Below are 24996 nucleotides of genomic sequence, written 5' to 3'. Positions count from 1 at the left end.
TCGGAGAGCAGCGGACCCAGATGCAGCGCCGCGGTGGGTTTTTCCACGTCGAGGTGCACCACCACGGTGGTGTGCTGTCCGTGCGGGCGCCGCGCCGCCTCGGCGTCCCAGCCGGCCTCGACCAGCCGCATGAATGCCTCGACCGTGCCCGGCAACGGCGGCCGCTGATCACCCGCGCCGGTGGCCTGATCGTGTTTCCACTCGGCGATCAGCGCCTCACGATGCGACGCCACCGCGGCGTCGAACTTCGCGGCGTCATCGTGCGGAAGGGTGATCCGGTAGCAACTGCCCGTCTCGGTGGCGGTCGCGGTGAGCGAGCGCTCAAGCTCGGGCCGGGGCTTGGGGTCGGGCCGCGGTTCGAGCTTGACCGCGGTACGCAACTGGCTGACCGTGGCCACCGCGGCAAGCTCGGCGTAATGCTCATCAGAGCCCTCGCCAGCCCGCGCCGCGATCACCCCAACCTGGTCCAGCGACAGCCGGCCCTCGCGCATGCCCGCCGCGCAGCGCGGGAACTCCTCCAGCCGGCTCGCGATGGTGGCGATCGTGCGCGCATTTGCCGACGAACACCCCGTCTTCCAGGCCACCAACGCCGGCACCGACCGCGCCCCGGTCATCCCGCACAACTCGTCGCGGTCGATCTCGGCCACGATCTCCACGACGCGCCCATCAATCGCATTGCGCTGACCGGTCAACTCCGCCAGTTCGTCGAAGAGCTCCCCGAGACGTTCCTTCGGGGACGCTTCGACGCTGGCTGCAGTCGCGGTCGGGGACATGACGTCATCATCGCAACCGGGTACGACATCACGGCCGCCCAAACCACGTTCCCGGCTCAGTCGATGTGCGTCGGTGGATCGGCGAAGGTGAAATCCGAGGGCTGCTGGCCGGGACCCATCAGGCCGCAGTGATTGTCGGGCACGAGGTAGGAACTGGCGCCATTGGGAACCAGGCGGGTGACCGCGACGCAACGTTGCCAGGTGCCGTCGGGCTGGACGGGGCCGTCGCACTTGCTGAGTACGGGTCCCCCGTACTGGCAGCCGGCGCCGGCGGGCGGCGCCGAGGCAATCAGCCCTGCGGCCGTCAGCAGGGCAGCCGTTCCACCAACGATGCTGCGCTTCATGGTTGCCTCCCGTCACGACGCTACCGCTTGGGTAAGCGGTTTTGGTCTCGTTTAAGCCCCGACTACAGCGGGCACGCGGCCACCATGTCAGTCACAGCCTTTCAAGATCTGCCGTTGGCCGATCGTGACCGCAAGTGGGACGGCGACGCGGCCGAGAAGCGGGTGCGTAAGTGGGCCGATGCCCAGGACGGTCCGAACCAGAAGTACCGCGACGCCCACGTCTGGTACGACGGCGACAAAAAGGACAATTTCACCGCCTACAAGCTGCTGATCGCCGACGTCATCGACGGCGACCTCAAAGCCGTGCCACGCGGCGTGATGGCGGCCGGCGCCATCATGGACGGCGCGCGGGGCGGTATCGACGTGCCCACGGCCGATGTCGATCGGATCAAGAGCCACTTGGCGAAGTACTACAAGAAGATGGACGAAAGCCCGCCGTGGGAGCGGGATTAGACCGCGACCATCAGCTGCGACAGCCCGCGCAACGTGACGTTGGTCTTGTACCGCGGCTCGCCGTCCAACCGGGCGTTCGGGAAACGCGCCGTCACCGCCGACAGCGCCACACCGGCTTCCAGCCGGGCCAGCGGCGCGCCCAGGCAGTAATGTGCTCCACGACCGAACCCCAAGTGCCGCATGGCTTTTCGATCCGGGTCGAAGACGTCGGGACGGTCGTATTCGGCGGGGTCGCGCTGGGCGGCGGCGGTCAGCAGCATCATGATGTCGCCGGCGGGCACCTCGATGCCCCCAATTGCCATGCCGTCGGCCGCAGTTCGGGCGATCATCTGCACCGGCGGGTCGTAGCGCAGCGTCTCCTCGATGACCGCCGGGGCGCGGTTGGCGTCGGCGCCGAGGGCGATCCATTGCGGCGGTTGGCGCAGCATCGCCAGGACGGCGTTGCCGATCAGGTTCACGGTGGTCTCGTGACCGGCGACCAGCAATAGGACGCAGGTGGACACGATCTCCTCCTCGGTCAGCTGGTCGCCCGACTCTTCCACGGCGATCAGACCCGACATCAGGTCGTCACCGGGGCGCGAGCGTCGCCGGTCGATCAGGCCGTGCAGGTAGGCGCGCAACCACATTCCGGCGTCCATCCGCTCCTTGAGGTTGTCCGACGGCGTTCCGGTGAAGGCGACGAACGGGTCCAGCGATTGGGCCAGTAGCGCGGACACCCGGCTGAAATGCGGTTCGTCCTCGAGCGGTACGCCGAGCAATCGGCAGATGACCGCCACCGGCAGCGGGTAGGCGAGGTCCTCGACCACCTCGAACCGCCCCTTTTCGGCGATCCGGTCCAGCAAGCCGTCTATCAGCGTGCTGATGTCGGGTTGCAGCGCGCTCACCACCTTCGGCGCGAAGGCCTTGCTGACCAGTTTGCGCAGCCGCGTGTGGTCCGGCGGGTCCAGGAACAAGAACCCCGGCGGCGTCTGCGGCGGCGCCTCGGCACCCGCCTCGAGCAGCTGCTGGGTCTGCGCCTCGATCTGTGCGCGGGCGGCGGTCGACTTGAGCCGGTCGTTGCTCGATGACGGGTGGCGCAACGCGTCGTCGCAGTCGCGGTAGTTCGCGAACACCGCGAGGTTGCCCTCCGGCAAGGCGAACGCTCCCCGTTCGCGAAACTGCGCGAACAGCGGGTAGGGGTCGGCCCGGACCGCCGGGTCCAGCAGCCGCACCAACAATTCGTCGGGTCTGGTGGACTCGGTCGGCGCGGTCGTCATGCTGACATTGTGCCCGCCGCCCGGCAGCGCCCAACTCAGCGGCGCAAGAACTCCGCGATGTGGCCGGCGAGTTCCTCTCCGGCGTCCTCCTGCAAGAAATGCCCGGCGCCCCGGATCACCGGGTGATCGATTCCCTGCGCGCCGCGCATCTCTCGCTGAAAGATTGCGGCCATCGGCCCGGTGATCGGGTCGCTGTCGCTGAACGCGACCAGCATGGGTGTCGCGCTCGCCGACAGCCTGGCCCACGCGGACTTGTTCGCCGCCGCGGCGGGATCGTCCGGCGACGTTGGTACCAGGCCGGGCATGGCGCGTGGCCCCGCGCAGTAGTCGTCAGTGGGGAACGGCGCGTCATAACCGGCCCGCACCCGCTCGCTCAGCCGCGTGCGACAACCGCCCGCGACGAACGCGCCGACATCCAGCGTCGGAGCCGAGGTGATGGCTTCGCGGAAGCGCCACCAAACATCGGCCATGGGCTGCTCGCCGTTGGGCAGCCCGGTGTTGGCGACGACCACCCGGGCAAAACGTTCCGGATGCTCCGCGGCGAGCCGCAATCCGATCAGCCCGCCCCAGTCCTGACCCACCAGGGTGACGTTGCGAAGGTCAAGCACATCGAAGGCCGTCGCCCGCATCCACTCGACATGGCGCGCGTAGCTGTGGTCTTCGCGGCGGGTCGGCTTGTCCGAGCGGCCGAACCCGACGAGGTCGGGGCAGATCACGCGATGGCCGGCGGCGGCCAGAATCGGAATCATCTTGCGGTACAGGTACGACCACGACGGTTCGCCGTGCAGCATGAGAATCGGGTCGGCGCTGTCCGGGCCGTCCTGAACCCACGCCACGCGCAGTGCGCCGCCTTCGTCGTCGGGCACCTCGCAATACCTTGGCGGGTAGGGGAACTCGGGCAGCCCGTCGAACCGGTCGTCGGGTGTTCGCAACGTTTGCATGTCAGGCTCCCTCGGACAGTCCGGCCACGCCCGGGTCCGCCATCAACCGGTCGAGAAAGCCGTGCTGGCCCTTCAATAGTTTGGTCCGCGCGGTTGCCATCGCGAACCATCCCACGCGGTCGACCTCGGGGAACTCGCGCAGCTTGCCCGATCCTTTCGGCCATTCCAGTTCAAAAGTGTTGCTGCGCGCATCGGTGATGTCGAGGTCGCTGCCGACGGCGAAAGCGGTCACTACCTTGCCGCCAGACTGTTTCAGCTGACCGAGGTCGACGCGCGGTCCGGGTGGCACCGGCAGACCCAGCTCCTCGGTGAACTCGCGCTGCGCGGCCACCCAGGGCTCCTCCCCGTCGGTGTACTCCCCTTTCGGGATCGACCATGCGCCGTCGTCCTTGCGGACCCAGAACGGTCCGCCCGGATGCGCGAGCAACACCTCGACGACGCCATCGCGGATCCGAAACAGCATCACACCCGCGCTCAGCTTCGCCATCGAATCCTATGCTCCGACAGCGCGTTCCAAGTCCTTCAGGGAGGACTCCAGATGCGCGAGCAGGCGTTGCAGGTGCGGCACACTGCGCCGGCATCCCACCAGACCGAAGTCCAGATTCCCGGCGTTGTTGGCCAGGGTGATGTTCAGCGCTTGGCCGTCCAGCGCGATGGACAGCGGGTAGTTGCCGTCGAGCCGGGCGCCCCCGTAGTAGATCGGCTGCGTCGGCCCCGGCACGTTCGAAATGATGATGTTGAACGGGGGTGACGTCGATGTCACCCAGCCCGGAACCGCCGCCAACGCCAGCGCCGACGTATTGACGGCGGACAGCGCCAGTGCCTGAAGCCGCGGCAACTGCGAGAACACCTTCTTGTTGCTGCGCATCGACTCGCTGATGGTCAGCAGACGTTGCGCCGGGTCGTCGGTGTCGGTCGCGAGGTTGCACAGAATGGCCCCGACCAAATTGCCACCGGTGTCGGCCTCCTCGTCGGTGCGCAGGCTCACCGGGACCATCGCGATCAGCGGCGTGTCCGGTAGCGCGTCCTGCTCGAGCAGGTAGTAGCGCAGGGCGCCCGAGCACATGGCCAACACGACGTCGTTCACCGTGACCCCCGCGGCCTTCTTCACGGTTTTGATGCGGTCCAGCGACCAGGACTGCGCGGCGCAGCGACGAGCGCCGCCGATCTTGACGTTCAACATGGTCTTCGGCGCCCCGAAGGGCAACGTAAGCTGCTGCTCCAGCAGCGCGGCACGCGCCAGAACCAGCGTCGAGGGTGCCAGTGCCGCAACGGATCCCGCGGTCCGGGCCAGTGAGCGCAATGGAGATGACGGGGCGGATTTGCGCTTGGGTTTGCGCAGTCCCCACGGGGCGCGGATCTCGAGGTCGTCGTGGTCGGTCGACAGCGCGCGCTGCATCAGCTTCTGGGCCGAGACACCGTCGATCAGCGCGTGGTGGACCTTCGTGTAGATAGCGAACCGGCCGTCTTTCAGACCTTCGATGATGTGGGTCTCCCACAGCGGGCGGTGCCGGTCCAGCAGGCTGCTATGCCACCGCGACGTGAGTTCGAGCAATTCGCGGACGCGTTTGGGCGACGGCAGCGCCGAACGCCGGACGTGGTAGTCGATGTCGACGTCGTCGTCGTACGACCAGCCCAGGCTGGCGATGCCGCCGACGAAGCTCGCGGGATGTTTGCGAAACGTGGGCTGGAAATCCCGCTGAGCGACCAGGCTCTTATAGAGGTCGCGAACGAAGCCGCGGCCGGCGCCCGGCGGGGGCTCGAACAACTGCAAGCCTCCGACGTGCATGGGATGTTCGCGAGATTCTCCCAGCAGGAAGATCGCGTCGGTGGGCTTTATCAGTTCCATCCACCCATTAGACCCATTTCGGTCTGATCCGGAAAGGCATAGCGCGATCGGACGCGTCAGGTCACTCGGAGGCCATCGTCCATGTCGAGGTCGCGATCAGGTCTCCGCGGTCCAGGCCGGCGGCGCGATGCTCGTGCACCTTCGCATACTCCGGGATCGTCACCATGTCGATGAAGGCCTGCGGGGCAGGATATTCGACGATGAGAATCGCGTCCCACCAAGGGTGTTCGCCATCGCCGATGACCACCGACGGTGCTCCCCCGGCATAACGCAGGGTGGCGCCCACCCGCTCGAGATGGGGAACCACTTCCCGGCCGTATTGCAGGTAGCTCTGCAGCCCGCCCTCGGGTTTGAACTTGAGCAGGTTGACCATCACCACCGGTTCATCGGCCGGTCGCGCGGCGAGCGCGGCGAACTGCTCGGGCGTGGGCTCTAGACCGCTCATGTGAATCTCCTTGCGCTGGTTCTGGTCTGGCCGGATGCCGACGGCGGTCAGAGCAGGTCGGTGATCGTCTTCAGTCCCGCCTCGTAGAGCACACCGGGAAGCATGCCACCGTCGCATTCAATGGTGGTGCCGTTGACGAAGTCGGCCTGACCGCCGGCCAGGAAAACGCAGACCCGTCCGACCTCTGCGGGTTCGCCGGCTCGGCGCAACGGGACGGCGGCGAAATACCTTGCGCCATCGGGGTCGTCCTTGGGCAGCACGAACGATCGGAAGTTCTCGGTCATCGTGGGCCCCAGGGCGATGCAGTTGACCCGCACCTTGGGTCCCCACTCTTCGGCCAGCGACCGGGTGAGGTGATTGAGGCCGCTTTTGGCCGCCCCGTAGGAGACCAGCGTTGGCGATCCGGCAGGATGGCCGGCGCCGCTGGAGATGTTGATGACGCAGCCCACCCCATCCTGGTTCTGCATCTGCCGATAGGCGCGGATCGCGAACCATAGCGGGCTGATCAGGTTCATCTGCACGGCGAACGAGTGAAACAGGGCGGTGCGCGCGTAGTCGTCGTCGGCGGCGGGCGCGCCCTGAATACGCTGCACCAGTTCGGGAATGCTCTCGGCGTGGGGCGCCGGAACGGTGCCGCCCGCATTGTTGACCAGGATGTCGACCCGGCCGTGGGTGGCCACGACATCCGCGACGAACGCGTCGATCGAGCGGTAGTCGCCCTGGTCGCACACCTTTTGCGAGGCCCGGTGCGCCCAGTCCGGTTCGATGCCGGGGATCGCGTCCAGCGGTGAGCGCGAGCAGCCGATCACGGTCGCGCCGGCGCGCAGTAGTTCATGGGCGATGCCCACGCCCACGCCGCGGCTGGTGCCGGTGACGATCGCGATTTTGCCCTCCAGGACGCTCATCACAGACCCTCTCCCGAAACCGTCGATTGTTGACAGTCACTGTCAGCGAGACATAGCCTGCCATCTCATTCGTCGGTGTGTAAAGGCCGCGCACCGTCCGCCCGGGAGGTCAATGATGAGTAGCCCGTCCAAGCTTCGTGTCATCCAATGGGCCACCGGGGGCGTGGGCAAGGCGGCGATCGCGTGCGTCATCAATCATCCTCGGCTGGAGCTGGTGGGGTGCTGGGTGCACAGCTCGGACAAGGACGGCGTCGACGTCGGAAAGATCATCGGAACCGGTGAACTCGGCGTCACCGCCACCACGAGCATGGACGAGATACTGGCGCTGGACGCCGACTGCGTGATGTACAGCCCGCTGATACCCAACGACGACGAAGTGATCGCGATCCTGCGCTCGGGCAAGAACGTGGTCACACCCGTCGGGTGGGTCTATCCCGATCCGGCCAACAAGCGTCACCGGGCCGTCGCCGAGGCCGCGACGGAAAGCGGTGTGACGCTGCATGGTTCGGGCATCCACCCGGGGGGCATCACCGAGCGGTTCCCGCTCATGGTGTCCTCGCTATCGTCTGCGGTGACGCACGTGCGGGCCGAGGAGTTCTCCGACATCCGCACCTACAACGCACCGGACGTGGTGCGCCACATCATGGGATTCGGCGGCACCCCCGAGGAAGCTACCCAAGGACCGATGGCCGGCCTTCTCGAAGCGGGCTTCAAACAATCCGTGCGAATGATCGCCGACCGCATGGGATTTCGCATCGATCCCAACATCCGGACGATCCAGGACGTCGCCGTGGCGACCGCCGACATCGACTATGACCCCTTCCCGATCACGACCGGCACCGTGGCCGCGCGCCGGTTCCGCTGGCAGGCGCTCGTCGACGGCGAACCGGTCATCACCGCGGCCGTCAACTGGCTGATGGGCGAGGAGAATCTGGAACCGGCCTGGAATTTCGGCGGGCGGGGTGAACGTTTCGAGGTGGAGATCACCGGCGACCCCGACGTAAACCTCACCTTCAAGGGTCTGCAACCGGAGACGATCGCGGAAGGACTGGTGAAGAATCCGGGCGTCGTGGTCACCGCCAATCACTGCATCAACGCCATTCCCGACGTCTGCGCGGCCGGGCCGGGCATCAAGACCTACCTCGACCTGCCGCTGTTCGCCGGGCGCCCCGCCCCTGCACTCGCCGCGGAAAAGCCGTGACCGACAAGAGCGTCCTCGACGACGTCTCGTTCTGTCATCTCGTCGTGGGCGTCACCGACATGGACCGCGCGCTGGCGTTCTACCGCGACGTGCTCGGCATGGAGGTCGTCTTCGAAACCCTCATCTCCGGCGAGCCCTTCGACGCGGTATTGCATGCGACCCGTAAGCAGGAAGGCCGGGTCGTCGGCGGGCTGCTGGGCGGGCTGATGATCGAACTGCTGTCAATCGGCGCAAATCCGCCCGACCACAAGCCGGCACGCCGGGGCATCACCGGCATCCACAATGTGTCGCTGTCGGTCACCGATCTCGACGACACCCACCGCCGCGTCATCGACGCCGGCTACACCCCCGACCAGGTGCCCTTCGAGATCGGCGGCGTCCGAATGTTTTTCGTCAAGGACCCGGACGGCACACCGGTGGAGTTCATCGAACTCCCCAACGGCGCGCGCAGTACCTACGAAATGCATCGCGGTGTGCAGCTGCAGATGGGACCGGTCAGATGAGCTACAGCCACCCCGATTCCATGCGCGGACACGTCGCGATCGTCACCGGCGCCGCCCAGGGCGTCGGTAAGGGCGTCGCGACCGCGCTGCTCGAACGCGGCGCGAAGGTGCTGCTGGTCGATATCCAGGAAGAGGTTCTGGACAGGACCTGCGCCGAGCTCAAGGCGATCGGACCGGCCGAACAACTGGTCGCGAACCTGCGCGACCCGCAGAGCGCGCAGCGGATCGCGGCCGCTGCGGTCGACGCCTTCGGCACGGTGCACGGCCTGGTCAACAACGCCATCGCGACGAACGAACCCAAGGCGTTCGTCGACATCACCACCGAAGACCTGGCGCTGGGCTACGACGTGGGTCCCCGCGCGACCTTCCTGCTGATGCAGGCCGTACACCCGCTGATGGTCGAGGCCGGCGGTGGGTCGATCGTGAACCTCGGTTCGGGCACGGGCACCGGCGGTGAGCCGAAGTGGGGCGGCTATGCCGCGGCCAAGGAAGGCATCCGCGGGTTGTCGAAGGTGGCGGCCCTGGAATGGGGTCGCGACAACATCCGCGTCAACGTGATCTGTCCCTTTGCCGAATCCGACGGGGTCAGGTTCTGGAAGTCGTTCGCGCCCAAGGAGTACGACAAGGCCGTGGGCCGGGTGCCGATGAAACGCATCGGCGATGTCCGCACCGACGTGGGGGCGCTGGTGGCGTTCCTGCTCGGCAGTGACGCCACGTTCATCACCGGGCAGACCATTCACGTCGACGGCGGGATCGGCTGCTTCCGATGAACGGCGAGTCGCTCCGCGACCGGCAGCGCGCACAGATCCGGGCCGATATCCGGCGCGCGGCGTTCCGCCTGTTCGTCGAGCGCGGGTACGACGCGGTCACCACCGAGGAAATCGCCACGGCCGCCGGGGTTTCCCCGCGCACGTTCTTCCGGCATGTGCCGGCGAAGGAGGAGCTCCTCCTGGCACCGGTGCGGTACGGCGGGGCCGCGATCGTCAATCTTCTCGAGGGCCGGCCCGCCGGCGAGTCACCCGATGTCGCGCTGATCAATGCCATCGTCACGCGGACCCGCTCGTTCGAGCAGACCGACACCGAAGAATGGCGCGAAGCCCTGCTGGTGGTCCCCGACCTGCTCGACAAGGTCACGGTGCACCGGCCCGCCGACAAGGAGCGGGCCACCAAACTCATCGCCGAGCGGATGGGCGTCGATCCGGACACCGATTTGCGCCCCGGCCTGTTGGTTCAACTCGCCTTCGCGGCAGCCGATTTCGGATTCCAACAATGGGTGCGACGGTCCGGGAAGCCGCGGCCACTGGATAGTTACGTCACCGATGCCCTGGAGGCGGTCAAAAGTCCGCATTGGAAACGCAAGTAGACGGTTCAGCGCCGTCCTTCGGGATCGGCGATCCGGATCGGCGTGCCGTCCAGCCAGGCCACCACCGCTTCCACGGTGTCGGAGTAGAAGGCGCCCAGCATCTCGCGAGTGACGTAGCCCAGGTGCGGAGACAGGGTCACGTTCGAAAGCCGGCGCAGCCGGTGGCCTTTCGGCAGCGGCTCGGCGTCGTAGACGTCCAGGCCGGCCCCGGCGATGCGCCCCGCTTCCAACGCGTCGATCAGCGCGGCCTCGTCCACGATGGGACCTCTGGAGGTGTTGATCAGGTAGGCGTGCGGCTTCATCAGCGCCAGCTCTGCCTCGCCGACCAGACCTCGGGTGCGCTCCGAGAGCACGAGATGAACGGAAACCACGTCCGAGGATTCGAACAGCGCCGCCTTCTCGACCCTGCGCGCACCCAACCCCGCAGCGGTCTCCGGGGTGAGGTTTTGGCTCCAAGCAAGGACTTCCATGCCGAACGCCGCGGCGTAGTGCGCCATCCGAGCGCCGACCCGGCCCAGGCCAAGCAGTCCGAGGGTTTTACCGGACAAGGTGACTCCCGCGCTGCGCTGCCACCCGCCGGCACGCATGTTGCGATGCTCTTCGGCGAGATTGCGCACCGTCGCGATCATCAGACCCCAGGCGAGTTCCGGTGTGGCGTCACTCATCGACCTGAACCGGGGATGCGCGAAATCCGAGTGCGCCACCAATATCCCGTGTTCGGTGGCTGCGGCCATGTCCAGGTTCGGCAAGCTCCTGCCGACGATCGTGATCAGCTTCAGGTCCGGCAGCCGCTCGATCAGCGTCCGGGGAAACGCCATCCGCTCCCGCAGGGTGCACACCACGTCAAACGGTCGTAGCACCTCGGCCGCTTCGTCCTCGTCGAGGTGGCGGTCGAAAACGGTGACGTCGGCCCGCTTTTGCACCGGTGACCAGTCGGCAACGTGCAAGGCGACGCCGGCGTAGTCATCGAGAATCGCTACCTTGGGCACGTGGTCTCCCCGACTCGAAGCATGGCCGCTTGGAACACTACGTCGCGGGTGTGGTCAAGGCCGCGATGACGTTGCGCAACGGCTGCGGCGACGTGGCGACCTCACCGACGTAGGGATGCGCGAGTTCCAAGATCAGGAACAGGTCTGCCGCAACCAGCACCCCCACGGTCGCGACCATGATGTAGTCCATCCGGGGTTGCCTGACGCCGTAGACGATCGAGCACCCGACGACCATGCCGGCGGTGAGCAGGATGACCGTCCAGATCGACCAGGGCGGGCCGGTGTTGGTCTGGGTCTCGATGACGCGGGCGGTGCGCGCTTGACTTGCCCGATCGAGATTCGCCAAAGACGTGGACAGAAAAGCCTTTTGGATGTCGGTGTGCGGCTGGGCCTGCTGGTAGGCGAGATAGACGCGGTGTAACGCGTTGTCGGCCTCGGGGGACGTCGCGCCCCCGTTGGTGACGACCGGCCACTCGGCTAACGCTGCGTGTTCGTAATCCAGCAAGGCCTGGCGTATTCGATCGGTGTCGGCCTTGTCGAACACCGTGCTGTCGCGGGCCAACTGCACGGCGGCCGCGCCTTCGGTCCGCACCTGGTCGTCTTCGCTGTTGACCTGGCTCCACAACCCGGAGGCCATGAAGCCGACGAAGAACGCGTAAACCAGGCAGATCACCCCGAATGCGAACCGGGTGGCATCGTTGTGTACGTCCGCGGTGAGCGCGGGATAGCGGCGCCGCAGAATCATCTGGGCGACTACCGCTCCGCCCGCCACGATGACAAGAAGGCCCAGCAATACCAGCCACGCCGGCAGGTTGCTCACGATCCAGCGGCCCAAATTTCACCCTCCTACCGAGGGAGCCGGAAACTCCGGATCGACTGTAACCGGCGGCTGCGCAAATGTGCGCGGATCCGTGCACGACGCCGCGTCGCCGACCGCATACTGCTCGGGTGGGCGGGTTCGTCGCTGACGGAATTACGGCGTAATCGCCGGCGGATACGGCAGATCCGTGCTGCTGTGCGGATCGACATACACCGGACGCCCCAGATACGGGAAGGCGCGCTGCGGGCAGGCGGGCCGGTCGCAGATCTTGCAGCCGGCGCCGATCGGCACGATCGATTCGGTGTTGGTCGGATCGATCCCGACGGAGTAGACGAGCTTCCCGGCGTGGGCGACGTCGCAGCCCAGCCCGATGGCGAAGCTCTTGTCCGGCCCGAGGTAGCGGCTCGGCTCCGTCGTGGTGGTCCTGGCGATCCAAAAGTACGTGCGCTCGTCGGGCATCTGCGCGACCTGCGTCAGGAACTGGCCGGGAAGGGAGAACGCGCGGTGCACCACCCACAGCGGGCAGTTGCCGCCGACGCGGGAGAAGTGAAATGCGGTGGCGGACTGGCGTTTAGAGATGTTTCCGGCGCTGTCGGTCCGGACGAAGATGAAGGGAACGCCGCGGGCGTTGGGGCGCTGCAAAGTGGACAGCCGGTGGCAGATCGTTTCGAACCCGACCTCGAATCGCCGCGCCAGCTGGTCGATGTCGTAGCGGACGGCCTCGGCCGCCGCCAAGAACCTCAGGTAGGGCAGCAGCAGCGCGCCGGCGAAATAGTTGGCCAGGCCGATGCGGGCGACGCCGCGCGCATCGTCGCTGAGCTGATCGTCGCCGGCGATGATCCCGGTGATCAACCTGTCCTGGGTCAGCAAGGCGATCTGGGTGGCGAGCTGGAAGGCACGCTGGCCCGGGTGAAGCCACCGCGCCACGTACAGGGTCTTCGATTCGGGCGCAAACAGCCGTTTGGAGTTGGGATCTAACGCTTGGCCGTCGTCGATCACCACCGTGACGCCTAGCTTGTCCGCGAGCAGCTGCGCCAGCTGGCCGTCGAGACCGCCGATGCGCAAGTTGTTCGCGTTGAACAGGTCTTCGGCGGCCATGTCCAGTTCGCCAATATAGTTCTTGCGGTCGTAGAAGAAGTCGCGGACCTCTTCGAACGGCATGGGCTGCTGGGACATCCCCGACGTGTCGACGTTGGCGCGGTTGTGTAGCGCTTCGAGATCGGCGGTGGTGTCGTGCAGCCGGCGGTGCAGATTGACCAGCGTCTGCCCGATCGCCGGCATGCGGGCGACCAGCTCCTCGAGTTGCGCCGGCGTGGCGGACGTGTCGGCCAGCACCTCACGCAGGTCCGAGATCAAGCGGGCGTCGGATTCCGGCGCGAAGTAATGCGCCGGTAGGTCGAACCGCTCGGTGAGGGTGAGCAGCACCGCAACGGTGATCGGACGCTGATCATTCTCCAGCTGATTGACATAGCTGGTCGACAGTCCCAGTGCGCGCGCCAACGCCACCTGGGTCAACCCCCGCTCCTCGCGTAATCGCCGGAGCCGCGCGCCGGCGAACGTCTTCGCCACCCGATACACGGTACGCCGCCGTCTTTCACAACATTCGCAAAAATCGGCGATTATGGACACACGATTACGCTTTTACAGGGGATTTACCGCGCGACCAGCGTTGCGTACTGTGCGGCTTATGCGGATTCATGCCGTTCGAACCCGACGCAGCGCCGACGATTTCCCCCGCGACGAGCACCTGGCATGGAAGATCGCCGAGGTCGCGGCCGACCCGGTCGCCGTGCCCGCGGACACCGAGGCCATGGTGATCAACCGCATCATCGACAACGCGGCGGTCTCGGCAGCCTCGGTGAACCGCCGCCCGACTGCCGCGGCCCGCGCCCAGGCACAGGCCCACCCGACCTCCGCCAGGGGAGCCAAGGTGTTCGGTGTCCAGGGTGACTACTCCCCGGAATGGGCGGCCTGGGCCAACGGGGTCGCCGTGCGCGAGTTGGACTTTCACGACACCTTCCTGGCCGCCGAGTACTCCCACCCGGGCGACAACATCCCGGCGCTGGTGGCGGTCGGGCAGCACCTCGGGATCGGCGGAGCAGACCTGATCCGCGGCATCGCAACCGGTTACGAGATCCAAATCAACCTGGCCAAGGGAATCTGCCTGCACGAGCATAAGATTGACCACGTCGCTCACCTCGGCCCATCGGTGGCCGCAGGACTGGGCACCATGCTGCGGCTGGACAAGGAGACCATCTACTCCGCGATCGGACAGGCGCTACACCTGACCACGTCCACCCGGCAGTCCCGCAAGGGCCTGATCTCCAGTTGGAAGGCGTACGCACCCGCCTGGGCGGGCAAGGTCGCCATCGAGGCCGTCGACCGCGCCATGCGCGGCGAAGGCGCGCCCGCACCGATCTGGGAGGGCGAGGACGGGGTGATCGCCTGGCTGCTCTCGGGTCCGGAGCACACCTATCGGGTCCCGCTGCCCGAGCCCGGCGAGCCGAAGCGCGCCATTCTGGACAGCTACACCAAGGAGCACTCGGCCGAATATCAGAGTCAGGCGCTGATCGACCTGGCGCGCCGGATGCGCGAGGGCATCGGCGATCTCGACCAGATCGCCACGATCGAGTTGCACACCAGCCATCACACCCACTACGTCATCGGCACCGGATCCGGCGACCCGCAGAAATTCGATCCGGACGCCTCCCGAGAAACGCTGGACCACTCCGTGATGTACATCTTCGCGGTCGCGTTGCAGGACGGAACCTGGCACCACGAAAGGTCGTACACGCCAGAGCGGGCGCACCGGGCCGACACCGTCGAACTGTGGCGCAAGGTCTCGACGGTCGAAGATCCCGAATGGACCCGGCGCTACCACTCTTCCGATCCCGCGGAGCAGGCGTTCGGCGCCCGCGCCGAGGTCACCCTCAAAAGCGGTGAAGTCATCGTCGATGAGATCGCGGTCGCCGACGCGCATCCGTTGGGGGCCAGACCGTTCGAGCGTGAGCAGTACATCGGAAAGTTCAGCGAGCTGGCCGACGGGGTGGTCAGCGAAACCGAGCAGCGGCGCTTCCTGTCGGCGGCACAGTCCCTTTCGGACCTGCAGCCGGGTGCGCTGGGCGCGCTCAATATCGACGTCGCCCCGGCGGTGCTCGCCCAGGGGCCCGCGATTCCCTCGGGGATCTTCTGATGGGCGGCCTGATCGGCGCGGCGGTGCCCGCGGCGACCAAGCGGGCTGCGTTCCGCGCGGGGCTGGAAAGTGGTGAACTGCAACGCTTCCCAGGCGCCTTCTCGCCGCTGGTGGCCAAGCTCGTCGCCGAGCTCGGTTTCGACGGGGTGTATGTCTCCGGGGCGGTGCTGTCGGCCGACCTCGGCCTGCCCGACATCGGCCTGACCACCCTGACCGAAGTCAGCGGGCGCGGAGCGCAGATCGCCTCGGTCACCGACTTGCCCACCCTGATCGACGCCGACACCGGGTTCGGTGAACCGATGAGCGCCGCGCGCACCGTAACGGTCCTGGAGGACGCCGGGCTGGCAGGCTGTCACCTGGAGGACCAGCAGAACCCCAAGCGTTGCGGGCATCTCGACGGTAAGGCCGTGGTGCCGGCCGGCGAGATGGTCAAACGCCTGCGGGCCGCCGTGGCAGCCCGCAGGGATCCGAACTTCATCATCTGCGCCCGCACCGATGCCGCCGGGGTCGAAGGGGTGGCCGCGGCGATCGAGCGCGCCAAGGCCTACGCCGACGCGGGCGCCGACCTGATATTCGCCGAATCCCTGCAAACGCCGGCGCAGTTCGAACGATTCCGCGCCGCCGTGCACACGCCGTTGCTGGCCAACATGACCGAATTCGGCAAGTCGGAGCTCTTGACCGCCCAGCAGCTGTCCGACATCGGCTACAACGTGGTGATCTACCCGGTCACCACCTTGCGGCTGGCCATGCACGCCGTCGAGCTCGGTCTGCGGGAAATCGCCGACAGCGGAACGCAATCGGGCCTTCTGGACCGCATGCAACATCGCGGCCGACTCTATGAGCTGCTGCGCTACGCCGAATACACCCGATTCGATTCCGACATCTACAACTTCGCGATTTGAAACTTCACCCCTCGAGGAGCCGTGCAATGAGCACCGTCGAAGACAACCAACCCCGCATCTACAAGGGCCTGGCCGGTGTCGTCGTCGACACCACCGCCATCTCCAAGGTGGTGCCGGAGACCAACTCCCTGACCTACCGCGGGTACGCGGTCCAGGACCTGGCGGCGAACTGCAGCTTCGAGCAAGTTGCCTACCTGCTGTGGCACGGCGAACTTCCCGACGAGCAACAGCTTGCACTGTTCAGTCAGCGCGAACGAGCGGCCCGGCGGCTGAACCGATCCCAGCTGTCGCTGTTGACCAAATTGCCCGAGACCTGCCATCCGATGGACGTGGTGCGCACCTTCATCAGCTCGATGGGTGCCGAGGATCCGGACGAGGACGACAGCAGCCCGTCGGCCAACTACGGCAAGGCGTTGCGGATGTTCGCGCTGCTGCCCACGATCGTCGCCGCCGACATGCGCCGCCGGCGCGGCCTGGACCCCATCGCCCCGCACAGCCACATGAACTATGCGCAGAATTTCCTGCACATGTGCTTCGGTGACGTTCCCGAGCAGGTCGTGGTGGACGCCTTCGAGCAGTCGATGGTCCTGTATGCCGAGCACAGCTTCAACGCATCGACCTTCGCCGCCCGGGTGGTCACCTCCACCCAATCCGACATCTACAGCGCGGTCACGGCGGCCATCGGCGCACTGAAGGGCCCGCTGCATGGCGGCGCCAACGAGGCCGTCATGCACGACATGCTCGACATCGGCACGCCCGAGCGGGCCGCGGAATGGCTGCGGGGCAAGCTGGCTGGCAAAGACAAGATCATGGGATTCGGTCACCGGGTGTACAAGAACGGTGACTCGCGGGTGCCGACCATGAAGGAGGCACTCAAGCGCGTCGCCGCGGCGCGCGACGGCCAGAAGTGGCTCGACATCTACGAAGCCCTGGAGAAGGGCATGGCCGAGGCCAACGGCATCAAACCCAACCTGGATTTCCCGACCGGACCTGCCTATTACCTGATGGGCTTCGACATCGGCATGTTCACGCCGATCTTCGTGATGAGCCGGATCACCGGCTGGACGGCACACATCATCGAGCAGACCGCGTCCAACGCGTTGATCCGTCCGCTCAGCGAGTATGTCGGACCACCGCAACGGGCTCTATCGTAAAGACCGTGTTTGCGAAGGTACTGGTCGCCAATCGCGGAGAGATCGCGATCCGCGCGTTCCGCGCGGCCTATGAGCTGGAAATCGGCACGGTCGCGGTGTACCCGTATGAGGACCGCAATTCCGTGCACCGGCTCAAGGCCGACGAGTCCTATCAGATCGGCGAGGAGGGCCACCCGGTCCGCGCCTACCTGTCCGTCGACGACATCGTCGCGACGGCACAGGCGTGCGGGGCGGACGCGATATACCCCGGCTACGGCTTCCTGTCGGAGAACCCCGATCTGGCGGCGGCATGCGCGGCGGCCGGCATCACCTTCGTCGGCCCGAGCGCGGAGGTGCTCGAGCTCACGGGTAACAAGTCCCGGGCGATCGCGGCGGCGCGGGCGGCGGGTCTTCCGGTGCTCGCTTCCTCGCCACCGTCGACATCGGTGGACGAGCTGGTGGCCGCCGCCGAGTCGATGACGTTCCCGCTGTTCGTCAAGGCCGTCGCCGGTGGCGGCGGGCGCGGGATGCGCCGGGTCACCGACGCGGCGTCGCTGCCCGAGGCGATCGAGGCCGCCAGCCGCGAGGCGGAATCCGCGTTCGGGGACGCGTCGGTGTTTCTCGAGCAGGCGGTGATCAATCCGCGCCATATCGAGGTGCAGATCCTGGCCGATAGCCAGGGCAACGTCATTCACCTCTACGAGCGGGACTGCAGTGTGCAGCGCCGCCACCAGAAGGTTGTCGAGATCGCACCGGCACCCAACCTGGATCCGGCACTGCGCCAACGGATCTGCGCGGACGCGGTGGCTTTCGCGCAGAGCATCGGCTATACGTGCGCCGGCACCGTGGAGTTCCTGCTCGACGAACGCGGCAATCATGTGTTCATCGAGATGAACCCGCGCATCCAGGTGGAGCACACGGTCACCGAGGAGATCACCGACGTCGACCTGGTGTCGGCGCAGCTGCGGATCGCCGGCGGGCAGAGCCTGGAACACATTGGCTTGAGCCAGAATTCGATCGTTCCGCACGGTGCGGCCTTGCAGTGCCGGATCACCACGGAGGATCCGGCGAACGGGTTCCGGCCGGACACCGGCCGGATCACCGCCTATCGCACCCCGGGTGGCGCGGGAATCCGGCTGGACGGCGGCACCACGCTCGGTGCCGACATCAGCGCGCACTTCGACTCGATGCTGATCAAGCTGACCTGCCGGGGCCGCGACTTCGCCACGGCGGTGCGTCGGGCGCGCCGTGCGGTCGCCGAGTTCCGCATCCGTGGTGTCTCGACGAATATCCCCTTCCTGCAAGCGGTTCTGGACGATCCGGACTTTCAGTCCGGTCGCATCACCACGTCCTTCATCGAGGAGCGCCCGCAGCTGCTCACCGCCCGCAGCTCCGCCGATCGCGGCACCAAGATTCTGAGTTACCTGGCCGACGTCACCGTCAACAAGCCCCACGGCGAGCGTCCGTCCGCGGTGTACCCGCACGACAAGCTGCCAGACGTCGACCTGTCGGTGGATCCGCCGGCGGGTTCCAAGCAGCGGTTGACCGAACTCGGGCCGGAGCGATTCGCGGCGTGGCTGCGGGAGTCACCCGGTGTCGGCGTCACGGATACCACCTTCCGCGACGCCCACCAGTCCCTGCTGGCGACGCGGGTGCGCACCAGCGGACTGATCAAGGTGGCGCCCTACATCGCCCGGACCACACCGCAGTTGTTGTCGATCGAGTGCTGGGGCGGTGCCACGTACGATGTCGCGCTGCGGTTCCTGAAGGAAGACCCCTGGGAGCGGCTGGCAACGCTGCGCGAGGCGTTGCCGAACATCTGCCTGCAGATGCTGCTGCGCGGACGCAACACCGTCGGGTACACCCCTTATCCGGAGACGGTCACGACGGCGTTCGTCGAGGAAGCGACGGCAACGGGCATCGACATCTTCCGGATCTTCGACGCGTTGAACAACGTCGACTCGATGCGGCCGGCCATCGACGCCGTGCGCGAAACCGGGGCATCGGTGGCCGAGGTGGCGATGTCCTATACCGGCGATCTCAGCGATCCCGCCGAAAAGCTTTACACGCTGGACTATTACCTCAAGCTCGCCGAACAGATCGTCGAAGCGGGCGCGCACGTGCTGGCGATCAAGGACATGGCCGGGTTGTTGCGCGCGCCCGCGGCGACCACCCTGGTCTCGGCGCTCAAGTCCCGATTCGACCTGCCGGTGCACGTGCACACCCACGACACCCCGGGTGGGCAGCTGGCGACCTATGTGGCGGCCTGGCACGCCGGGGCCGACGCCGTCGACGGCGCCGCGGCCCCGCTCGCGGGAACCACCAGCCAGCCCGCGCTGTCGTCGATCGTGGCCGCCGCGGCCAACACCACCTACGACACCGGGCTGTCACTGGCCGCGGTGTGTGACCTGGAGCCGTATTGGGAAGCGCTCCGAAAGGTGTACGCCCCCTTCGAATCCGGCCTCCCCGCCCCGACGGGCCGCGTCTATCACCACGAGATCCCCGGTGGTCAATTGTCGAATCTGCGCCAGCAGGCCATCGCCCTGGGGCTCGGTGACCGGTTCGAGGACATCGAAAACGCCTATGCCGGAGCCGATGCCATCCTGGGGCACCTCGTCAAGGTCACCCCGTCCAGCAAGGTGGTCGGTGATCTGGCGCTGGCGCTGGTGGGCGCCGGCGTCAGCGCGCAGGACTTCGCCGAGGACCCCGCCCGCTATGACATCCCCGACTCCGTCATCGGCTTCCTGCGCGGAGAACTCGGTGACCCGCCCGGCGGCTGGCCCGAACCGTTGCGCACCAAGGCATTAGAAGGACGCGGCCCGGCGAAGCCTGAACAGGAGCTGTCGGCCGACGACGATAGGGCGTTGGCCACCCCGGGCGCCGACCGCCAGGCGGCGCTGAACCGGCTGCTGTTCCCCGGGCCCACCAAAGAACTCGAGGACCATCGCGAACAGTACGGGGACACCTCTCGGCTGAGCGCCAACCAGTTCTTCTACGGATTACGCCACGGCGACGAGCATCGCGTCGAGCTGGAGCGCGGTGTGGAGCTGTTGATCGGCCTAGAGGCCGTCTCGGATGCCGACGAACGTGGCATGCGCACGGTGATGTGCATCCTCAACGGTCAGCTACGCCCGGTCGTGGTGCGCGATCGCAGCATCGCCTCCGACGTGCCGGCGGCCGAAAAGGCCGACCGCGCCAACCCGGACCACATCGCGGCTCCCTTTGCCGGGGTCGTGACGGTGACCACCGACGTCGGCGAGGAAGTCGAAGCCGGCCAGACGATCGCGACGATCGAAGCGATGAAGATGGAAGCCGCCGTCACCACGCCGAAGGCCGGCACGGTCGCGCGAATCGCGGTCTCGCAAACGGCACAGGTCGAGGGCGGCGACCTTCTGGTGGTGATCGACTAGCGCCGGAGGCTGCTCTTGATCAGGGCAGCGCGCGCCAGGGTCTGTTCGGCCTGCTTCACGTGGGCGGCGTCGACCAGCACGCCGTTCACCCCGACGGCACCGCGGCCCTTGGCCTCGGCCGCCCGGTAGGCGGCGACATTGGCTTCGGCCCGGGCGATTTCGTCGGCGGTCGGGGCGTAGACCTCGTTGGCGACGGGAACCTGGTCGGGATGGATGGCCCACTTGCCGGTGTAGCCGAGCAGCGACGCGCGCCGCGCGTCGCGTTCGTAGCCCGACAGGTCCCGGTAGTCGGGATACGGCGCGTCGATCGCGTCGATGCCGGCGATGCGGGCGGCCACGATCACCTTGTTGCGCGCGTAAGCCCAGAATTCGCCGGGATATTCGCCGAGTGGGACGAAGTTGGTGTCCACCCGGGCGCCCTGCGACAGCGAGAAGTCACCCACGCCGAAGATCAAGGCATCCAGCCGAGGGCTGGCCGCCGCGATCTCTTCGGCGTTGGCCAGGCCTTCGACCTCTTCGATGAGGACCTCGAGCCGAATGCGGTTGCTCAGGCCGAGTTTGGCCTCCAGCTGAGTGAGCAGCACGTCCACCCACCACACGTCGCGGGCCCTGCGGGCTTTCGGAATGATGATCGTGTCCAGGTTCTGGCCGGCCTTGGTCACCACCTCGACGACGTCGTCGTGGCACCACGGGGTGTCCAGCCCGTTGATCCGGATGGCACGGGCGGTGTGGCCCCAGTCGATGTCGTTGAGGGCGGCGATCGCCTTGGCGCGCGACTCCTCCTTGAACGCCACGGGCACCGCGTCTTCGAGATCGAGGAACACCAGGTCGGCGCCGCACTGGGCGCCCTTCTCGAACATGTTGTCGTTGCTCGCGGGTACCGCGAGTTCGGAACGACGGAGCAGATCGGTCACCAGTGAGGTCCTTTTGTCACAGCACGCCGCGGGCGTGCAGGTCGTCAATGTCGTTGGCGGTCAGCCCGAGTAGTTCGCCATAGACCTCGGCGTTGTGTTCGCCGAGGCGAGGTCCGAGATGCTCGACCGTGCCGGACACCGAGGAGAACCGCGGAACGGGTGCCTGCACCTTCATGGCTCCCAGCTGGGCGTCCTCGACGGTGATGAACACCTCCCGATGCGCCAGTTGCTCGTCGGCGATTAGATCGCCGATGTCATAGACGGGGGCCGCGGCCACCTCGTGGGCGTCGAAAATGGCCATCGCTTCCGAAAGAGTCTTTGTGGCAACCCAATCGGCCACCACCGCGTCGACCTCCCGGGCTCGGGCCAGCCGTCGCTGCGGGTCGGAGAACTCCGCGTCGGCCAGCAGGTCGTTGCGGCCGATCGCCCGGAACACCCGCAGGGCCAACGCCGGTGAACTGCCCGACATTGCCAGCCACTTGTCGTCGGCGGTGCGATAGGTGTTGCGCGGCGCGGAGATATCCCATCTGTTGCCCGATCGCTCGGGCACCAGACCCAACTGGTCGTAGCCCAGCAGCGTCTGCTCCAGCAGCCGGGCCAGCGGATCGATGAGGTTGACGTCGATCAACTGCCCGGGCCCGCCGTGCACGTCACGGTGATAGAGCGCCATCAGCACCGCGTAGGCCGCGTTCAGCGAGGCGACACCGTCGGCCAGCATGAACGGCGGCAGGGTGGGAGGCCCGCCGGCCTGGCCGGTGATATGCGCGAATCCGCTCATCGCCTCACCGAGCGTGCCGAACCCCGGGCGCTCACTCTTCGGCCCGCTCAATCCGTAACCGGTGATGTGCAGCATCACGATCCGGTCGTTGACCGCACGCAGGCTCTCATAGTCCAGCCCCCACTTGCGCAATGTCTGGGGGCGGGTGTTGAAGATGGCGACGTCGGCGCGCGCCACCAGACGGCGCACCAACGCCTGGCCCTCGGCGCAGCGCAAGTCCAGCGTGATCGAACGCTTGTTGCGCGAAATTGACTTCCACATCAACCCGACTCCGTCGCGCTGATTGCCCCAGCCGCGGATCGGGTCGCCGTGCCCGGGTTGTTCCACCTTGATCACGTCGGCGCCGAACTCGCCCAGGTAGGTCGCCACCAGGGGTGCGGCGGCCAGGGTGGCGAGGTCGAGTACCCGCAGCCCGTCAAGCATTGGCACCGGCGGCCACCCGCGCGCACGAAGGGCGCTGCAGCCCAAGGTGTTCCCGCAACGTCGACGCCTCGTACTCGGTGCGGAACAGCCCCCGGCGCTGCAGCTCCGGAACCACCATGCGCACAACGTCTTCGAACGCCCCGGGCAGATGCGTTGCGGCCAGCACGAATCCGTCGCAGGCTCCGGTTTGAAACCAGTCCGCCATCTGATCGGCGACCTGGGGGCCGGTGCCCACGAAACGGGGGCCCTGCAGCAGGGTGGCGCGATGGTTGGCGAGGTCGCGCAGCGTGACCGCTTCCCCGCCGATATGGGTGCGCAGGTTCTGCACCAGACCGCGGATTCCGGAGACGGAGGCCAGCAGTTCGTCGGTGACCGGATCGTCGAGATCGTGTTGGGCGAAGTCGTAATTCATCAATTCCGACAAGAGCGTCAGCGATGCCATCGGATGAACCAGATCATCCAGGAACATGGCTTCGCGCTCCTTGGCGTGGGCTTCCGACTCGCCGACCACAGCGTATGCCATGGGGCAGATGCGAACCGCGGCGGGATCGCGGCCGGCGTCGGCGATGCGGTCCTTCTGATCGGTGTAGTGGCTGCGCGCCACGTCGATCCCGGGATCACCGGTGAAGATTAATTCCGCCCACCGCGAGGCGAATTCGCGTCCCCGTCCCGACGAACCGGCCTGGATGATGACCGGGCGGCCCTGCGGGGTTCGCGGCACCGTCAACGGCCCGCGCGTGGAGAAGAATCGGCCGACGTGGCCCAACTCGTGCACCTTGGTGGGATCCGCGTACTGCCCCGACACCCGGTCGTGCAGAACGGCGCCGTCCTCCCAGGTGTCCCACAGCCCGGTTACCACGTCCATGAATTCGTCGGCTCGGTCGTAACGTTCGTCGTGGCCGAGGTGGGCGTCGACGCCGAAGTTCTGTGCCTCGCTGTCGTTGACCGAGGTGACCACGTTCCATGCGGCGCGGCCGCCCGACAGGTGATCCAGCGAGGCGAACGTTCTCGCGACGTGGAACGGCTGGTAGTAGGTCGTCGAGTAGGTGGCGCCCAGCCCGATCCTGGAGGTGGCCTGTGCGAGTACGCCGAGGATCACGCTGAGGTCCAGCTTGACCGGGCGGGCGCCGTACTGGACGGCCTCGCCCACCGAGCCGCCGTAGACGCCGGGCATCGCCAGACGGTCGTCGAAGAACATCAGGTCGAAGCAGCCCTCTTCGAGCTGGCGGCCGATCTTGGCGTAGTAGGAGGCGTCCAGGTATCGGTGCTCGGTTGCGGGATGCCGCCAGGAGCCCGCGTAGACGGAAGTGCTGCCGGCCTGCATGAAGGCGACGAGGGCAATCTTGTCGGTGCGCATTTTTGAAACGTAACATCTGATATTTCAGATATCAAACGCTAGATGTGCCGTTTGGTATTGTGCGCAGGTGCCGAGGATCGATATTTCCGGAACCGTCCGTGAGCGCGCCGCGCGCGAGCTACGCGACCGGATTCTCACCGGCGCACTGCCCGCCGGGGCGCGGGTCGACCTCGATGCGATCACGGAGGAATTCGCGACCAGCCGCACCCCCGTGCGAGAGGCGCTGCTGGAGCTGTCCTTCGAGGGCCTGGTCCAGGTCGCCCCACGCAGCGGCGTGACCGTGCTCGGCATCAGCCCGGACGACGTCCTGGACAGCTTCACCATCCTCGGTGTGCTGACCGGGCAGGCCGCGGCGTGGGCGGCCGCACGGATCGAGCGACCGGAGCTGGAGACACTGCGCGAACTCGCGGCCGACGTCGTCGCTCGATCCGGTGACGACAGCATCGGCGAGGCGAACTGGCATTTCCATCAGATGATCCACCGCGCCGCGCACTCGCCCCGGCTGATGAACCAGATCAAACAGGCCGCCCGGGTGGTGCCGAGCAATTTCCTCACCCTGTTCCCCGAGCACGAGAAGCACTCACTCGACGAGCACCAGGAGCTATTGGACGCGCTCGGCGACAAAGACGCCGAGCGGGCGCGCGCCATTGCCGAACGACATGTCCTGGACGCGGGTCGCTCGCTGGCCGACTGGCTGGAGCAGCGCCGCGACGGTTGACCGCGGGCGCCGGTCAACTGTCAGCCGCCGCCGGCTCCTCCGCCTGCGCCACCCGCGGCACCACCCCCGCCCGCCGGGGGGCTTTCGCCGCTGCCGCCGTAGGGCACTTGCTGCGGAGCGGGCGCAGGTGGAGCCGGACTGGACGATGTCGGCGTCGGCGGCGCCTCGGGAAGAGTTGCCGCTGCACTCGCGCCCGCACCACAACCGACCGCCAGCGCCACCAGGGTGGTACCACCTAGCAGGGTCATCGTCATCATCGCCTCAGATCTCAACGGATCTCCCCTTTTCGTCTGTGAGCATGGCTTCGAGCTCACATACCCGCATTC

The 24996-nt window shown here is 66.9% G+C and carries 24 protein-coding genes; 10 read left to right on the top strand and 14 right to left on the bottom strand.

All coding sequences use genetic code 11. The features are described from left to right. Positions 1-773 (bottom strand): DUF222 domain-containing protein (locus A5622_RS27675; RefSeq protein WP_156753119.1); only part of this gene is annotated, 773 nt, incomplete at its 3' end. Positions 774-829: 56 nt separating this feature from the next. Next, entirely contained in the window at positions 830-1117 is a 288-nt protein-coding gene (locus tag A5622_RS27670; protein ID WP_066868849.1) for a hypothetical protein, read from the bottom strand. An 84-nt stretch (positions 1118-1201) separates the two neighbouring features. On the opposite strand from A5622_RS27670, the gene A5622_RS27665 reads away from it, so the two are divergent. Continuing rightward, positions 1202-1570, top strand: a complete 369-nt coding sequence (locus A5622_RS27665) for a hypothetical protein (protein WP_066868847.1) — start codon at positions 1202-1204, stop codon at positions 1568-1570. Here the strand turns inward: A5622_RS27665 and A5622_RS27660 are convergent. From A5622_RS27660 to A5622_RS27635, 6 genes are all read right to left on the bottom strand, one after another. Continuing rightward, complete coding sequence (locus tag A5622_RS27660; RefSeq protein ID WP_066868844.1) at positions 1567-2826, bottom strand: cytochrome P450; 1260 nt, start codon at positions 2824-2826, stop codon at positions 1567-1569. The genes A5622_RS27665 and A5622_RS27660 overlap by 4 nt on opposite strands. A gap of 35 nt (positions 2827-2861) precedes the next feature. Beyond that, positions 2862-3767 (bottom strand): haloalkane dehalogenase, encoded by a 906-nt coding sequence (locus tag A5622_RS27655; RefSeq protein ID WP_066868840.1) that lies wholly within the window; start codon positions 3765-3767, stop codon positions 2862-2864. A 1-nt stretch (position 3768) separates the two neighbouring features. After that, positions 3769-4254, bottom strand: coding sequence for an NUDIX domain-containing protein (locus A5622_RS27650; protein WP_066868836.1), 486 nt, complete (start codon positions 4252-4254; stop codon positions 3769-3771). Positions 4255-4260: 6 nt separating this feature from the next. Continuing rightward, positions 4261-5616: a wax ester/triacylglycerol synthase family O-acyltransferase gene (locus tag A5622_RS27645; RefSeq protein WP_066882505.1), complete on the bottom strand. Its 1356-nt coding sequence runs from the start codon at positions 5614-5616 to the stop codon at positions 4261-4263. A 61-nt stretch (positions 5617-5677) separates the two neighbouring features. Continuing rightward, the gene (locus tag A5622_RS27640) at positions 5678-6061 is read right to left on the bottom strand and encodes a DUF1330 domain-containing protein (protein WP_066882503.1); all 384 of its coding nucleotides are present in this window, start codon (positions 6059-6061) and stop codon (positions 5678-5680) included. 47 nt (positions 6062-6108) lie between these two features. Further along, positions 6109-6966 (bottom strand): SDR family oxidoreductase, encoded by an 858-nt coding sequence (locus A5622_RS27635; protein ID WP_066868827.1) that lies wholly within the window; start codon positions 6964-6966, stop codon positions 6109-6111. Between the two features lie 115 nt (positions 6967-7081). Between A5622_RS27635 and A5622_RS27630 the strand changes: the two genes are divergently transcribed. From A5622_RS27630 to A5622_RS27615, 4 genes are read left to right on the top strand one after another with little or no spacing between them, the layout of a single operon-like run. Further along, complete coding sequence (locus A5622_RS27630; protein WP_066882501.1) at positions 7082-8167, top strand: dihydrodipicolinate reductase; 1086 nt, start codon at positions 7082-7084, stop codon at positions 8165-8167. Then, a complete protein-coding gene (locus tag A5622_RS27625) occupies positions 8164-8670 on the top strand; it encodes a VOC family protein (RefSeq protein WP_082984632.1) in 507 nt (168 codons plus the stop codon). Before A5622_RS27630 ends, A5622_RS27625 begins: the two co-directional genes overlap by 4 nt. Continuing rightward, positions 8667-9440, top strand: coding sequence for an SDR family NAD(P)-dependent oxidoreductase (locus A5622_RS27620; protein ID WP_066868824.1), 774 nt, complete (start codon positions 8667-8669; stop codon positions 9438-9440). Before A5622_RS27625 ends, A5622_RS27620 begins: the two co-directional genes overlap by 4 nt. Further along, positions 9437-10033: a TetR/AcrR family transcriptional regulator gene (locus A5622_RS27615; protein ID WP_066882499.1), complete on the top strand. Its 597-nt coding sequence runs from the start codon at positions 9437-9439 to the stop codon at positions 10031-10033. Before A5622_RS27620 ends, A5622_RS27615 begins: the two co-directional genes overlap by 4 nt. Before the next feature lie 5 nt (positions 10034-10038). Here the strand turns inward: A5622_RS27615 and A5622_RS27610 are convergent, their stop codons facing one another. The 3 genes from A5622_RS27610 to A5622_RS27600 form a co-directional block, all read right to left on the bottom strand. Next, positions 10039-11022, bottom strand: a complete 984-nt coding sequence (locus A5622_RS27610; RefSeq protein ID WP_066882497.1) for a D-2-hydroxyacid dehydrogenase family protein — start codon at positions 11020-11022, stop codon at positions 10039-10041. Between the two features lie 37 nt (positions 11023-11059). After that, on the bottom strand, positions 11060-11857 hold the full coding sequence (locus A5622_RS27605) for a DUF4239 domain-containing protein (protein WP_232003054.1): 798 nt from the start codon (positions 11855-11857) through the stop codon (positions 11060-11062). A 138-nt stretch (positions 11858-11995) separates the two neighbouring features. Next, positions 11996-13420: a short-chain fatty acyl-CoA regulator family protein gene (locus tag A5622_RS27600; RefSeq protein ID WP_156753118.1), complete on the bottom strand. Its 1425-nt coding sequence runs from the start codon at positions 13418-13420 to the stop codon at positions 11996-11998. Between the two features lie 109 nt (positions 13421-13529). Between A5622_RS27600 and prpD the strand changes: the two genes are divergently transcribed. Genes prpD through A5622_RS27580 form a run of 4 tightly spaced genes read left to right on the top strand, consistent with a single transcriptional unit; the run spans position 13530 to position 20480 of the window. Beyond that, on the top strand, positions 13530-15035 hold the full coding sequence (gene prpD, locus A5622_RS27595; RefSeq protein WP_066882495.1) for a 2-methylcitrate dehydratase PrpD: 1506 nt from the start codon (positions 13530-13532) through the stop codon (positions 15033-15035). Further along, on the top strand, positions 15035-15937 hold the full coding sequence (prpB, locus tag A5622_RS27590; RefSeq protein ID WP_066882493.1) for a methylisocitrate lyase: 903 nt from the start codon (positions 15035-15037) through the stop codon (positions 15935-15937). Before prpD ends, prpB begins: the two co-directional genes overlap by 1 nt. Before the next feature lie 26 nt (positions 15938-15963). Further along, the gene (locus tag A5622_RS27585; protein WP_066882491.1) at positions 15964-17091 is read left to right on the top strand and encodes a bifunctional 2-methylcitrate synthase/citrate synthase; all 1128 of its coding nucleotides are present in this window, start codon (positions 15964-15966) and stop codon (positions 17089-17091) included. Positions 17092-17096: 5 nt separating this feature from the next. Further along, on the top strand, positions 17097-20480 hold the full coding sequence (locus A5622_RS27580) for a pyruvate carboxylase (RefSeq protein WP_066882489.1): 3384 nt from the start codon (positions 17097-17099) through the stop codon (positions 20478-20480). On the opposite strand, the gene A5622_RS27575 is transcribed toward A5622_RS27580, so the two are convergent. Genes A5622_RS27575 through A5622_RS27565 form a run of 3 tightly spaced genes read right to left on the bottom strand, consistent with a single transcriptional unit; the run spans position 20477 to position 23952 of the window. Next, on the bottom strand, positions 20477-21394 hold the full coding sequence (locus A5622_RS27575; RefSeq protein WP_066882487.1) for a CoA ester lyase: 918 nt from the start codon (positions 21392-21394) through the stop codon (positions 20477-20479). The genes A5622_RS27580 and A5622_RS27575 overlap by 4 nt on opposite strands. A gap of 16 nt (positions 21395-21410) precedes the next feature. Next, complete coding sequence (locus A5622_RS27570; RefSeq protein WP_066882485.1) at positions 21411-22595, bottom strand: CaiB/BaiF CoA-transferase family protein; 1185 nt, start codon at positions 22593-22595, stop codon at positions 21411-21413. Next, positions 22588-23952 (bottom strand): LLM class flavin-dependent oxidoreductase, encoded by a 1365-nt coding sequence (locus tag A5622_RS27565; RefSeq protein WP_066882483.1) that lies wholly within the window; start codon positions 23950-23952, stop codon positions 22588-22590. Before A5622_RS27565 ends, A5622_RS27570 begins: the two co-directional genes overlap by 8 nt. Positions 23953-24019: 67 nt before the next feature. Between A5622_RS27565 and A5622_RS27560 the strand changes: the two genes are divergently transcribed. After that, positions 24020-24670, top strand: coding sequence for a GntR family transcriptional regulator (locus A5622_RS27560; protein ID WP_066882482.1), 651 nt, complete (start codon positions 24020-24022; stop codon positions 24668-24670). Positions 24671-24996: the final 326 nt, after the last annotated feature.

It is taken from the genome of Mycobacterium sp. 1245801.1 (genome assembly GCF_001673055.1).
Classification (GTDB): domain Bacteria; phylum Actinomycetota; class Actinomycetes; order Mycobacteriales; family Mycobacteriaceae; genus Mycobacterium; species Mycobacterium europaeum_A.
This window is presented reverse-complemented; position numbering and strand designations above follow the sequence as displayed.